Annotated in this window: 12 protein-coding genes; 6 read left to right on the forward strand and 6 right to left on the reverse strand. The window is 62.3% G+C overall.

Annotation, left to right across the window (positions count from 1 at the left end; all coding sequences use genetic code 11):
* The first annotated feature begins 9 nt into the window (after positions 1 to 9).
* The 3 genes from adeC (at position 10) to ACS7SF_RS00245 (ending at position 2872) form a co-directional block, all read left to right on the forward strand.
* Positions 10 to 1506 carry an AdeC/AdeK/OprM family multidrug efflux complex outer membrane factor gene (adeC, locus tag ACS7SF_RS00235; protein ID WP_439891144.1) on the forward strand — a complete coding sequence of 499 codons (1497 nt, stop codon included), beginning with the start codon at positions 10 to 12 and terminating at the stop codon, positions 1504 to 1506.
* Between the two features lie 12 nt (positions 1507 to 1518).
* Positions 1519 to 2160 carry a TetR family transcriptional regulator gene (locus ACS7SF_RS00240; protein WP_439891145.1) on the forward strand — a complete coding sequence of 214 codons (642 nt, stop codon included), beginning with the start codon at positions 1519 to 1521 and terminating at the stop codon, positions 2158 to 2160.
* Between the two features lie 88 nt (positions 2161 to 2248).
* On the forward strand, positions 2249 to 2872 hold the full coding sequence (locus ACS7SF_RS00245; RefSeq protein ID WP_439891146.1) for a TetR/AcrR family transcriptional regulator: 624 nt from the start codon (positions 2249 to 2251) through the stop codon (positions 2870 to 2872).
* Between the two features lie 96 nt (positions 2873 to 2968).
* Here ACS7SF_RS00245 and ACS7SF_RS00250 read toward each other — a convergent pair whose 3' ends face one another.
* The 6 genes from ACS7SF_RS00250 to ACS7SF_RS00275 form a co-directional block, all read right to left on the reverse strand.
* Positions 2969 to 3970 (reverse strand): transketolase family protein, encoded by a 1002-nt coding sequence (locus ACS7SF_RS00250; protein WP_439891147.1) that lies wholly within the window; start codon positions 3968 to 3970, stop codon positions 2969 to 2971.
* Entirely contained in the window at positions 3967 to 4818 is an 852-nt protein-coding gene (locus tag ACS7SF_RS00255; protein ID WP_439891148.1) for a transketolase, read from the reverse strand. The genes ACS7SF_RS00250 and ACS7SF_RS00255 overlap by 4 nt, the downstream gene beginning before the upstream one ends.
* A 50-nt stretch (positions 4819 to 4868) precedes the next feature.
* Positions 4869 to 6194, reverse strand: a complete 1326-nt coding sequence (locus ACS7SF_RS00260; protein WP_439891149.1) for an MFS transporter — start codon at positions 6192 to 6194, stop codon at positions 4869 to 4871.
* Between the two features lie 97 nt (positions 6195 to 6291).
* Positions 6292 to 7041 carry an SDR family NAD(P)-dependent oxidoreductase gene (locus ACS7SF_RS00265; RefSeq protein ID WP_439891150.1) on the reverse strand — a complete coding sequence of 250 codons (750 nt, stop codon included), beginning with the start codon at positions 7039 to 7041 and terminating at the stop codon, positions 6292 to 6294.
* A gap of 154 nt (positions 7042 to 7195) precedes the next feature.
* Positions 7196 to 8089 (reverse strand): LysR substrate-binding domain-containing protein, encoded by an 894-nt coding sequence (locus tag ACS7SF_RS00270; protein WP_439891151.1) that lies wholly within the window; start codon positions 8087 to 8089, stop codon positions 7196 to 7198.
* Between the two features lie 169 nt (positions 8090 to 8258).
* Positions 8259 to 8918, reverse strand: coding sequence for a FadR/GntR family transcriptional regulator (locus ACS7SF_RS00275; protein WP_439891152.1), 660 nt, complete (start codon positions 8916 to 8918; stop codon positions 8259 to 8261).
* Between the two features lie 356 nt (positions 8919 to 9274).
* Here ACS7SF_RS00275 and ACS7SF_RS00280 point away from each other — a divergent pair, with 356 nt between their 5' ends.
* The 3 genes from ACS7SF_RS00280 to ACS7SF_RS00290 are packed head-to-tail and all read left to right on the forward strand — an operon-like array spanning position 9275 to position 12794.
* Entirely contained in the window at positions 9275 to 10279 is a 1005-nt protein-coding gene (locus ACS7SF_RS00280) for an ornithine cyclodeaminase family protein (protein ID WP_439891153.1), read from the forward strand.
* Positions 10280 to 10302: 23 nt separating this feature from the next.
* Positions 10303 to 11313 carry a dihydrodipicolinate synthase family protein gene (locus ACS7SF_RS00285; protein WP_439891154.1) on the forward strand — a complete coding sequence of 337 codons (1011 nt, stop codon included), beginning with the start codon at positions 10303 to 10305 and terminating at the stop codon, positions 11311 to 11313.
* Positions 11314 to 11324: 11 nt separating this feature from the next.
* A complete protein-coding gene (locus ACS7SF_RS00290) occupies positions 11325 to 12794 on the forward strand; it encodes an NAD-dependent succinate-semialdehyde dehydrogenase (RefSeq protein ID WP_439891155.1) in 1470 nt (489 codons plus the stop codon).
* The last annotated feature ends 2 nt before the right edge of the window (positions 12795 to 12796 follow it).

Here is a 12796-nt window from a genome sequence, read left to right on the forward strand (position 1 = left end):
ACGTTCGAGATGATCCGCTTTCCTTTTTCCTCCACGCTGCTCCCGTTGGCCGCCATGCTGACGGGTTGCACCCTGATGCCAGCCTACCAACAGCCGGCCTCCCCTGTGCCCACAGCTTTTGCCGATGTCGCCGCTGCGTCGCCAGCCAACGACAGCAAAGCTGGCGAAACAGCCACGCCGGTAGCCCAGATCGGCTGGCGCCAGGTGTTTACCGATCCGCAACTGCAACGGGTGATCGACCTGGCACTGGTCAATAACCGGGACCTGCGCGTGGCCGTGCTCAACATCGAGAAGGCCCGCGCGCAGTATCGCGTGCAGGACGCTGCGCTCTTCCCCTCCGTCAAGGCCAGTGGCAGTGAGAGTGCCAGCCGCACGCCGGCCGATCTCTCAGGTATCGGGCGACCGCTGGTGGCACACAGCTACAGCACTACGCTCGGCTTCAGCGCCTACGAGCTGGACTTCTTCGGGCGCGTACGCAGCCTCGGCGCGCAGGCGCTGGAGCAGTACCTTTCCACCGCAGAAGCACGTCGCAGCAGCCAGATCAGCCTGATTGCGGAGGTCGCCACCGCGTACCTGACGCTTGCCGCAGATCAGGACCAACTCAAGCTGGCGCAGGACACTCTAGCCAGCCAAAGCAACACTTACCGGCTCAACCAGCGCAGTTACGAAGTGGGCACCGTCTCCAAGCTAACGCTGCGCCAATCGCAGACAAGCGTGGACAGCGCCCGCGTGGACGTGGAACGCTACACGGCGCAGGTAGCCCAAGACCGCAACGCACTGGTGCTGCTCGTGGGTACCGATGTGCCCGTCGAGTTGCTACCGACATCGCTGCCCGATACTTCGGCGGCTGCCGGCAGCATACTCGCCAGCATTCCGCCCGGTTTGTCGTCCGACCTGCTGCAGCGACGGCCCGACATCCTGCAGGCCGAGCACGATTTGAAGGCAGCCAATGCCAACATCGGTGCGGCACGGGCAGCATTCTTTCCCAGCATCAGTCTCACAGCCTCGGCAGGCACTTCCAGCGCCAGCCTTGGCGGCCTGTTCAAGGCCGGCTCGGGAGCGTGGAACTTCGGCCCGCAGATCTCGTTGCCCATCTTTGACGGCGGAGCCAACCGCGCCAATCTGGACATCGCCAAGACCAACCGCGACATTGCCGTGGCGCAGTACGAAAAGACCATCCAGACCGCATTCCGCGAGGTGTCCGACGCGCTGGCGCAGCGCGGCACGCTGGGCCAGCAACTCGAAGCACAGCAATCGCTCGTGGACGCCACCGCCGACAGCTACGTCCTTGCCACCGCACGGTTCAAGCGCGGCGTCGACAGCTACCTCAACGTGCTGGACGCGCAGCGCTCGCTCTATACGGCACAGCAAAACCTGATCAGCACGCGCCTGTCGCGCTTCACCAACCTCGCAACGTTCTATAAGACGCTTGGCGGCGGTTGGGTGGAGAACACCGATACACCTGCAGCGGCCGCGACCACGACACAACAGGCCTCTGGCGTCTGAGGCGTCGCAACGATGGTGAGAAGAACCGTCGCTGGCGCAGCGCAGACCCGCCAGCGCGTGATCAACGCAGCCATTACGGTGTTTTCCCAGCACGGTGTCCATGCCGCCACACTGGAGGATGTGGCGGTACGGGCGGGCGTCACCCGTGGGGCGGTGTACGGCCATTTCGGCGGCAAGCCGGCGCTTGTGGCAGCGGTTCTTGGCGGCCTGCGCTGGCCATTGGACATCGGCGATGATCTGTGGGGCTATGCCGTGCATCCTCGGCCCTTGCAACACCTTCATGCGCAACTGCATGCACAGTTGATGCAATGTGCGCAAGACAACACGCAGTGGTCATTGGTCGGCCTCGTTCTGCGGCAGTCAGATTGCGCCCAATGGCCTCAGCCCGTGATCGACCACATCGCCAACCTCAAGGCGCGTGCCATCGCAAACCTGGGCTACGTCATGCACACCGCACGGAAACGCAATCAACTGCGTGCCGACATGACACCAGAAGCTGCGGCTCGCTGCCTGCATGCGGTTGGCATCGGACTCTTGTGGGAGCACGCGGGCGCGTTTGCAGATGGTGTGCGCATCGATATCCACCCGTGCCTCCGAGCGTTCTTTGACGGCATAGAGAACATCAACCAGACCGCGCCGAGCGAAGCCACCTGACGCGTGTCTTCGCATCATCCTGGCGTGGTCGATGGCATACACTCTCGTTTTCGCTGCGGTGATGCGGCACAGGATCAGGAAAACATGCATGCGCAAGAAGACAGAAGAAAAGCGGCAAGCCATTGTTGATGCCGCTTTTCGCGTGTTCATGGAGGTCGGTTTCGATCAGGCCTCGATGTCGGACATCGCGGCCCGCTCGGGCGCGTCCAAGGCCACGCTGTACAACTATTTCAGCTCAAAGGAAGAGATGTTTGCGGAGATCATGAGCGGCACAGCAGCCGACGAGATCCGCGATGCCTTTGCGCAGTTGAAATCGACCGGCCCGGTGGCTGACACGCTGATCGTTTTTGGGGAGCACTACCTGAATGCCATCTTGCAGCCGTCGATTCTTGCGATCCGCCGCTTGGCCATCGGCGAAGGCAATCGATCCGACCTCGGGTGCGCCTTTTATGAACGCGGCCCCAAGATCGGCTGGGGTGTGTTGACCGAGTTTATCGCCGAGGCCATGGAAGCCGGCAAGCTAAAGCGCGCCAATCCAGACGTCGCCGCTGCTCACCTACATGCCCTGTATGAGGCGGAATGCGTGGAACTGTGTCTGTTCGGTGTACCCGTCGATACCAGCCGCGCACGCATCTCCGAAATCATCGCGCGCGCGGTCTCGGTGTTCATGGCGGCATATGGCACGACCAAAACCGCTACCAAGGCGAGATGACGTCTCTTCGCGTCGGCCATTCACTGTCACAAGGACGCGAAGAGATTCCGCGCTGAATGGGGAATGAGCCTCCACCGAAGGGTGGAGGCCTCTTTGTCAATCCAGCCAGCCCCGAATCGTGGATGCCATGACATTGGTGGAAATGCCGTAGCGGTCATGCAGCGTCGGCAGTGCACCGGCATCCAGGAACGCATCCGGCAGCCCCACCTGGCGGAACGGCACGCTGACCCCGGCGCGCATCAAAGTGCCTGCGACCGCCTCGCCCAACCCGCCGATCACGGTGTGGTTCTCGGCCACCACCACGAGCCGGCCAGAGCGCCGTGCCTCGCGCAGGATGGTTTCGGTATCGAGCGGCTTGATCGTCGGCACGTGCAGCACGCCCACGCCAATGCCGTCGCCTTCCAACGCCTTGGCCACTTCCAGCGCACGCATCGTCATGATGCCCGACGAAATGACGAGCACCTCGGCGCCGTCGCGCAGCAACTTGGCCTTGCCCAGTTCGAACTGATAACCGTATTCGTCAAGCACCACCGGCACGTTGCCGCGCAGCAGGCGCGCATAGACGGGGCCGGCATGCGCTGCGATAGCCGGCACCATCTGCTCGATCTCCAGTGCGTCGCATGGGTCGATAACAGTCATGTTCGGCATGGCGCGCATCAGCGCCAGGTCTTCTGCAGCCTGGTGGCTTGGCCCATAGCCGGTGGTCAAACCGGGCAGTGCGCAGACGATCTTCACGTCGAGGTTGTCTTCAGCAATCGTCTGATGCATGAAGTCGTAGGCACGACGCGTCGCGAAAACGGCATAGGTCGTCACGAAGGGCTGTGCACCCTCGTTGGCCAGCCCGGCGGCAGCGCCCATGAGCAATTGTTCGGCCATGCCCATCTGGTAATAGCGGTCGGGAAATTCCTTCGCGAAGATGTGCAGATCGGTGTACTTGCCCAGGTCTGCCGTCATGCCGACGACGTTCTGCTTCACGCGTGCCAGCTCAGCCAGCGCATGGCCGAACGGCGCCGGACGTGTCGCCTGGCCCTCGCCCGCAATGGAGGCGATCATTGCCGAGGTCTTCAGCTTGGGCTTGTTGATGACGGTGCTGCTCATGCGGTCCTCCCGGCTTCCAGTGCTTGCAGCGCGAGCTGCCATTCGTGCGCGTCAACGCGGATGAAGTGATTCTTTTCGCGCTGTTCCAGGAACGGAACACCGCAACCCATGCGGGTATCGCAGATGATCATGCGCGGCTGCGCGCCCTTGTGTGTGCGTGCAGCATCGAACGCCGCCTTCACTGCATCGATGTCGTTGCCGTCCACGCGCTGCGTGAACCAGCCAAACGCTTCCAGCTTGGGCAGCAGGGGCTCGAACGCCATGATCTGCGTCGACGGGCCGTCGGCCTGCTGATTGTTCACGTCAACCACGGCGATGAGGTTGTCCAGCTTCCAGTGCGCAGCGGACAGCAGCCCCTCCCACACGGCGCCTTCGTCCAGCTCGCCATCTGAGAACAGCGTGTAGACGAACGCGTCGGAGCCCTTGCGTTTGAGGCCGAGGCAGCGGCCGACGGCAATCGTGAGCCCCTGGCCGAGCGAGCCGCCGGACATCTCCATGCCGGGCGTATAGCTGGCCATGCCCGACATGGGCAAGCGACTGTCGTCACTGCCGTACGTCTCCAGTTCCTCGGCGGGCAGGATGCCGGCTTCGAGCAACGCGGCGTAGAGCGCGATCGCATAGTGGCCGTTGGAGAGCAGGAAGCGGTCACGGCCTTCCCAGTTGGGGTCTTCGGGCCGATAGCGCATCGCGCCGAAGTAGGCGACGGCCAGCACGTCGGCAATGTCGAGCGCCTGCCCGATATAGCCCTGGCCCTGCACTTCGCCCATCAGCAGGGCGTTGCGGCGGATTCGGTAAGCGCGCTCGGCCAGGGGCACAGCGTCGGTTGGGGGCAATGATGTGGAAGTCATGATGGTTCCTGTGATGAAGCGGGAAGCACGGGGCAGAGACAGTCACCGACTCAACGGTTGACGGTCTTCGCTGGCACGAAGAACACCAGCACGGCACCAAGCACGATGGCCGAGGAGATGAAGATCAGGCCAGCCGTTGATTTACCCGTCAGGTCGTTAAGCCACCCGACGATGGCCGGCGAAAAGAACCCAGCAAGATTGGCGAAGCAGTTGACCGCAGCAATGCCCGCAGCGGCCGACATGCCGCCCAGCATGGCCGTGGGCAACGACCAGAACTGCGACGACGAAGACAGGATCCCGGCGGCAGCAATGCTCAGGCATACCAGCGCAGCGCCCACGTTGCCAATCAGCGGCAGCGCAGCGAACCCGGCCGCAGCCACCAGCATCGGCACGGCAAGATGTAGGCGGCGCTCGCGGCGGCGGTCTGCGCTCATGCCGATCAGCGGCAGCGCGACGATGGCGCAGATGTACGGCACCGCGGTGAACACGCCAACCCAAAGCGGATCGGCCACGCCGGCCTTTCGAATCAAGGTAGGCAGCCAGAACGTCAGCCCGTATTGCCCAAGCACCACGCAGAAGTAGATGGCGGCCAGCAGCCATAGGCGGCGGTCGGCAATGAAGGCGCCCACCGACCCATGCGCCGTCTTCTGTGCGTTGTCACCGGCGACGTTGCGCTCAAGCAGCGCCTTTTCTGCGTCGGTCAACCACTTGGCCTGGGCGATGCCGTTGTCCAGATAGAGCAGGATGGCCACGCCCAGCAGCAGCGACGGCAAAGCTTCGATCAGGAACAGCCACTTCCACCCTGCCAACCCCGCCACATCGTGAAAGGTGTGCAGGATGTAGCCCGACAGCGGCCCCCCGACGATGCCAGCCAGCGGAATGGCCATGAAGAACATCGACAGTGCCTTGGCCCGGCGCTGCGACGGGAACCAGTACGTCATGTACAGGATGACGCCTGGAGCGAATCCGGCTTCGGCCACCCCGAGCAGAAAGCGCAGCACGTAGAACGACGTCGGCGTGCTCACGAAGGCAAAACCCGCTGAGATGATTGCCCACGTCAACATAATGCGTGCAAGCCAGTTGCGCGCGCCGACCTTGTGCAGGATCACATTGCTCGGCACTTCAAACAGGAAGTAGCCAAGAAAGAAGACGCCGGCACCTAGGCCATACACCGTCTCGCTGAAGCGCAGGTCGTTGAGCATCTGCAGCTTGGCGAAACCTACGTTGACGCGGTCGAGGTAGGCACCTAGATAACAGATCATCAGGAATGGAATGAGCCGGCGCGCGACCTTGGCATAGGTGCGCGACTCGAACGTGGCCGCATCGGCGCGCGCCACCTCATCGCCCGGCAAGGGCGAAGCAAGCTTCGTGGTCATGGTGTCTCCTACCATGTGCCCCGGGTGGGCCCGGGTGCATGTGTCTCGAAGAAGTCCACGGCCGGTGTGTGTGCCGTGGTGGTGCAGGTTGGATCGTTCAGTGAATCAGCATGCCGCCGTTCACGTCGAGCGTGATGCCGGTCAGGTAGGCAGACAGATCACTCACCAGGAACAGGCACGCGTTGGCAACGTCGGCCGCATCGCCGAGCCGGCCAAGCGGGATGCCCTTGATGATCTCGGCGCGCATGTCGGGCGTGAGCTTGTCACCGGTGATGTCCGTCTGGATGAGCCCTGGCGTGATGGAATTGACGCGGACATTGTCGCCGCCAAATTCTCGTGCCATGGCCTTGGCAAGGCCCAGCACGCCCGCTTTTGCAGCGCTGTAGTGCGGACCACCGAAGATGCCGCCGCCGCGCTGTGCGGACACGGACGACATGCAGACGATACTTCCGCCCTTGTGCGCCTTCATGTGCGGCAACACGGCTTGCGACATGTACAGCGTGCCGCGCAGGTTGACGTCGACCACCGCATCGAAATTGCCCGCCTGGATGTCGAGCGTGCGCAGCGGCTGGGTGATGCCTGCGTTGTTGATGAGACCGTCAATGCGGTCGTATTTGGCAAGCGTGGCCTGCGCAGCCGCATCGCACGCAGCCCGATCGGTCACATCACAGGCCAGCCCCAGATGGCCTTCACCGAGTTCGCGCGCGGCCTGTTCGGCATCTTCGCGCCGCAAGTCGAGTACGACCACATGCGCGCCTTGTGCGGCAAGTGCCTTTGCGGTGGCTCGCCCAATCCCGCGCGGCGAAGCGGCACCGGTCACGATCACAACCCTGTTCTCAAGCAACATCGTTGTCTCCTGGCTGTTGGAATCTTGTTGGCTGCAGTGTTGTGCCAGCAGACGATTCGATCAACGCAGTTGGATTCAACTATGGCTGAGAAATTTTCAGATGTGGGCCGTGAGGGCCCTGGTGCAGTGCATCACGCAGGCCTGCGGTCCTAAGCTAGGTCGTCGGAGGCAACTTCAGTTGCCGGTCAACCCAGGCAAGAAAGCGCTTCACGCGAGGCAGATCGGCATTCTGTGGTGGAAACACGATGTGGTGCTCGGCAACCTCGAGCACGTGGTCGTCGCCAAACACCGGCACCAGCCGCCCTTGGGCAACGAGGACCGATGCCAGCAGCGTGCTCTCCAGCGCCACACCCAGGCCGAGCGCAGCCGTCTCGAGCGACATATATGAGCGATCAAACGCAAAATCGAACGACACATGCATGTGCTCCACACCTACACGCGCGAACCACTGTTGCCACTGCACGAGCGGCGTCTCCGATCGAATGAGCCGATGTGCGAGCAAGTCTTGCGGCGACTGCACCGGATGCCGTTCGAGGTATGCCGGTGAAGCCAGCGGAGCGATGTACTCGGTGCGCAAGGTCTTGATCTGTACGTCTCGCCAGTGCGCGTGTCCGTAGCGGATATCGATGTCGTAGAAGCCACTGGTGAACGAGACATCCTCGTACGAGCAAGAGACATTCAGGCGGATGTCACTGTGGTCCTCCTGGAATGCCGCGAGCCGGGGCAATAGCCACATGAGGCCAAAGCTCGGGCTGGAGTGCACGCGAAGGATTTCGACGTCGGTGCGGCTGGAGGCTCGCTCAGTAGCGCGGTTGAGGTCGGCGAGTGCCCCCGTCACGTCGCGCAGGTATTGCTCACCAACCGGCGTCAGGACCAGACCGCGGCCTTGCCGGAAAAAGAGTGGCTGGCCGATCGCCGCCTCCAGGTTGCCGATCTGATGGCTGACGGCAGAGGCGGTCAGCCCCAGCTCTTCGGAAGCGCGATTCACGCTCTTGGTCCGGGCAACGGATTCGAACGCGATGATCGCCTTCATTGGAGGAATGCGCATGTGGCTTCGAGTATTCCTTTAGGCCGCCCTAACCCGACCCCGATTATCCGCACTGAATTCGACGTGAAGCGGTAGCCAGCCCGTAACTTCTATGGACGATACTACCTCTGACAGTCGCAAGCCCCCTAACTGCTCGCCGCCCAACTTCGCACCGCGCCAATGAAGGTGCTCAGCGCAAACCAAAGAGGTGCACCCTTACCGATAGCAGATGATCCCTCATCGCCTGTTCTGCACGGAAGGGGTCATGCACTCGAATCGCATCGGTGACGCGCACGTGCTCTCTGTCCGTGGTTGCCTTGGGGCTACCCGCTTCCCCGTATACCGCCTCCACACGCCCATCAAGACTGAGCTTCACCTGCGAGCGAAGCATGTCGTACAGCATGACGAGCAATCCGTTGTGTGAGGCTTGGGCAATCGTGCGATGCAGTCGTTCATCCAGCCGCTTCCACTGCGGGAATGACGTCGTCTCGGCCATTTGAGCCAAGCAAGCATCCATCGTCGCAATATCCGCTGGCGTGGCGTGAACGGCAGCTTGCGCGGCCAACTGGGGTTCGAGAATCAAGCGGGCGTTCATGATGTCGTCCACGCTGACTGAGGCTGCCACGCTCTGCTCGTCAGCCGGCGCGTCCCGGGGGCCGGCGAAGGTCCCCTTCCCGACGTGACGCCAGATCAGCCCCTCGTCCTCGAGATACTTAAGCATCGTCCGCAGGCGGCCACGCGAGACACCCAGCAGCTCGCTGAGCTTTGGCTCGGGTGGCAACCGCAGATCACTGCCCTTCGCCACGCTCTCGACGTATTCGCGCAGTCGCTTGACATCGTCCTCAATCATCACAAATCCGCTCTAGCTTGCAATGCATCAATTCTACATTGATGCACCCGAGTGACAAAGCGGGCATTTCGGGCTTGCGCCGGAGTGCGTGCCCGTTGTCGCACCAAAGGTCTCCTGGGCGAAGCGATTGCAACCAAGAAAAGCGTCGGATAAATCTCATTATTCTGGATTCTCATCATTCTCGGCAACAACTCAATTCACCAATTGATTTGCATCTTTTAGGTATATGATTTGCCGCATTACGTGAGCAATCGCGATAACCCGAGCTGGCGCAATGGGCCAGGACGACTACATCCCGCGTAATTCCAAAGCCCAGTCAGTTCGCCAAGCGGGACTTTCCCTAAGGAGACACACCGATGACGCCATCCTCCGAGGGCCCTGTTTTCGTATCCAGCGACGCTGCGCGCAGCGTATTTCGCTGGGGCGACGCAATCCAGGCCCTCCAGAACACCTATAGCCAGCCCATCCCAGCGCCGGTCACACCACCCCGGACGGTTGCCAGTGCAGGCAAGACCTGGCTACGCACGCTGCCGGCAATCCCGCCCGCTGGGCGCTACTACGGCGCGAAGCTCATGGGCATGGCGGGCGATGCGCCGTCTCCGGGCGTGGAATACGTGATCGTGTTATTCGACCGCGAGACGAGTCGAATCGCAGCTTTTGTCGACGGGAATCTCGTCACGGGATTCAGAACGGCGGCAACATCAGCCGCGGCGCTGGACCGGCTTGCCCCGCGAGGCCCTGCGCGCCTAGCGGTGCTCGGGAGCGGTCTGGAGGCGACCATGCACACCCGCGCCATTGCCAGCATCCGCGAACTCACCGAAGTCATGGTGTTCAGCCCAACCCCGGAACGGCGTGAGGCCTTCGCCGAGGACGTCACGCGCGAACTCGGCATCAAGGCCGCCGGCGCGGCCAGCGCACAGGCTGCGGTGGAGGGTGCGGATCTGGTCCTGGCCGCCGCGCGGTCGCGCGGCGAACAACCGATCCTCTACGCGAACTGGCTCAAGCCGGGCGCAGCGGTGGTCTCGATTGGCTCAACGATTCCGCAGCAGCGAGAAATTGATGCGTCCGTAGTGGAACGCAGTGACCTCATCGTGTGCGATGTGCTCGAAGAAGTCCTGGAAGAAACGGGCGACATGATCGCCGCACGCCACGCCGGCGTGGACGTTCACCACAAGGCCATCAGCCTGGCCGACCTCATGCGCGGCGCGTGCGAGGAGCGGGTGAAAGCCGCAAAAGCGCCATTGTTCAAGTCCGTCGGCGGTGGGCTGCAAGACATCGTCATCGCCGAAATAATCCTGACAAAAGCGTGCGAGGCCGGCTTGGCGACGCCCCTGCCGCTCCACTTCCAGACCAAGCGTTAATCACAAGACACTAGGAGCACCAGATGGCCAGTTACAGCAAAAAGGAAGCCCGCGAATGGGGGCGTGAGTATCTCGTCGGCGTTGCAAACGTCACGACGCCGACCATGACCTCCGACTTCAAGCGGATCAACGAAAAGGCGATCCGGCATGACGTGGAAACCACCATCTCGCACGGCTTTGTCGGCTCGCTCGCCTGTTCCGAGCTCGCAATCACGCTCGACCAATACCGCCAAGTGTGCGAGATCATGGTGGATCAGGCTGCCGGGCGCCTCATCACCATTCACCACGCCGTCTTCAACACGCTTGAAGAGAATATCGAGGCAGTAAAGCTGGCTGAGGCCGCGGGTGCGGAGCTTGTTCTTGCGGGCTACCCGCCGTTCTTCCACCCCAAGTCGCTCGACGAGGTCTACGCGTACACAAAGGCGCTGTGCGATGCGACAAATCTCGCGGTGATGCTCTTCCCCGTGCCGGCCTGGGGCTTCTCGCGCCTGCACCCGGCCGATATGCCGGTTCCGCTGCTGCGCCGACTCGTGGACGACTGCCCCAACGTTGCTGCGATCAAGGCGGAAGGCGGCATGCCTTACATCATGTCCGCCATTGAGGTGCATCGCGAATTTCACGAAGAGGTCGTCATCTCGTCTCCGATCGAATACGAGTACGTGCCTCTGGCGCAGGTCATTCCGATCCCCTTCTGTGGGACCAATTACTCCGCTTACTACGGCCCTTACCTGCCGCGTATCCACAAGTTGATCCAGCAAGGCAACTTCGATGAGGCCACCCGTCTGTGGTACCAGCTTGACCCCGCACGCAAGGCTTTCGCTAGCGTGCCGATGGCATCCAGCGGGCTGATCAACCGCACGATCTGGAAGTACCAATCGTGGCTCCAGGGCTACAACGGCGGTCCGATCCCGCACCCGACACCCCGCATCTACAGCCGTGACATGGCCGCCTTGCGCCGTGGGCTGGAAGCGGCGGGGCTGAATCCGACCAACGACCCGGATGAGGCCTTCTTCATTGGCCGTAACCCCGACTGAGAGCCAAGACCATGACTGAACCCATCAAGCTTCCGCTGAAAGATCCGGGTCTTCTACGCCAGGCCATGCTGATCGACGGAGCATGGACGCAGGCCGACAATGGCCAGACTCTCGATATCCGCAATCCAGCCACCGGCGAATTGATTGCACGCGTGCCGAATGCCGGCACCGTAGAAACGCAGCGTGCCGTCGCGGCGGCCGAAAGCGCCATGCGCGGGTGGCGCAAAACGTTGCCTCAAAAAAGAGCCAGAGTGTTGCTTAGGCTCTATGAGCTCATGCACGAGCATATTGATGATCTCGCCACCATCATGACCGCCGAACAGGGGAAACCGCTGTCGGAGGCTCGCGGCGAGATCGTCTATGCGGCGGGGTTCATCGAGTGGTTTGCGGAGGAAGCAAAGCGCGTCTATGGCGACATCATTCCGCAGAACGTCGACGGTCGCCGAATCCTCGTGCAGAAGGCCCCCATTGGTGTCTTCGCGGCCATTACGCCGTGGAATTTCCCGTCGGCGATGATCACTCGGAAGGCTGGGCCAGGCTGGGCCGTGGGCTGTGCCGGGGTCATCAAGCCGGCAAGCCAGACGCCGCTGTCCGCACTAGCGCTGGGTGTGCTAGCCGAGCGCGCGGGCCTGCCGCCCGGCGTGTGCAACATCGTCACCGGTTCGGCCAGGGCCATCGGTGGTGAATTGACAAGCAATCCCGCCGTGCGCAAGCTGTCGTTCACCGGCTCGACAGAAGTGGGAGCCCTGCTTCTCGCCCAGTGCGCGCCGACCGTCAAGAAAACGAGCATGGAACTGGGCGGCAATGCACCATTCATCGTCTTCGACGATGCCGACGTCGAGGCCGCTGTGAACGGTGCGCTGATGGCCAAGTACCGGAACGCCGGACAGGCTTGCGTGGCAGCCAACCGGTTTCTCGTGCAGGCGGGAATCTATGAGACGTTCGCACGCAGGCTGTCCGAGGCTTCAGCGCAGCTGTCCGTCGGCAATGGAATGGACCCCGGCGTGGCACAAGGTCCGTTAATCAACGAGGAGGCTGTGCTGAAGGTGGAAGAGCATATTGCCGATGCCCTTGCCAAGGGGGCCCGAATCGAGACCGGCGGCAAGCGCCACACACTTGGCGGGTCCTTCTTCGAACCGACTGTGCTGACCCATGTACCGCGTGAAGCGCAGATCTTCAACGAAGAGACGTTTGGTCCTGTGGCGCCGCTTTTCAAATTCGAGACCGAAGAAGAGGCGCTGACCCTGGCAAACGACACGCCGTTTGGCCTGGCGGCCTACGCCTACACGCGGGATGTGGGGCGCGTCTTCCGCGTTGTGGAGGCACTGGAGTTCGGGATGGTTGGCGTCAACGAGGGCCTGATCTCAACGGAGGTCGCACCGTTTGGCGGCGTAAAGGCCTCCGGGCTGGGCCGGGAAGGTTCAAAGTACGGAACCGACGAGTATCTCGAAATCAAATACGTGGCCCTGGGCGGCCTCTGATC

It is taken from the genome of Ralstonia sp. 25C, from assembly GCF_051904805.1.
Lineage (GTDB): Bacteria > Pseudomonadota > Gammaproteobacteria > Burkholderiales > Burkholderiaceae > Ralstonia.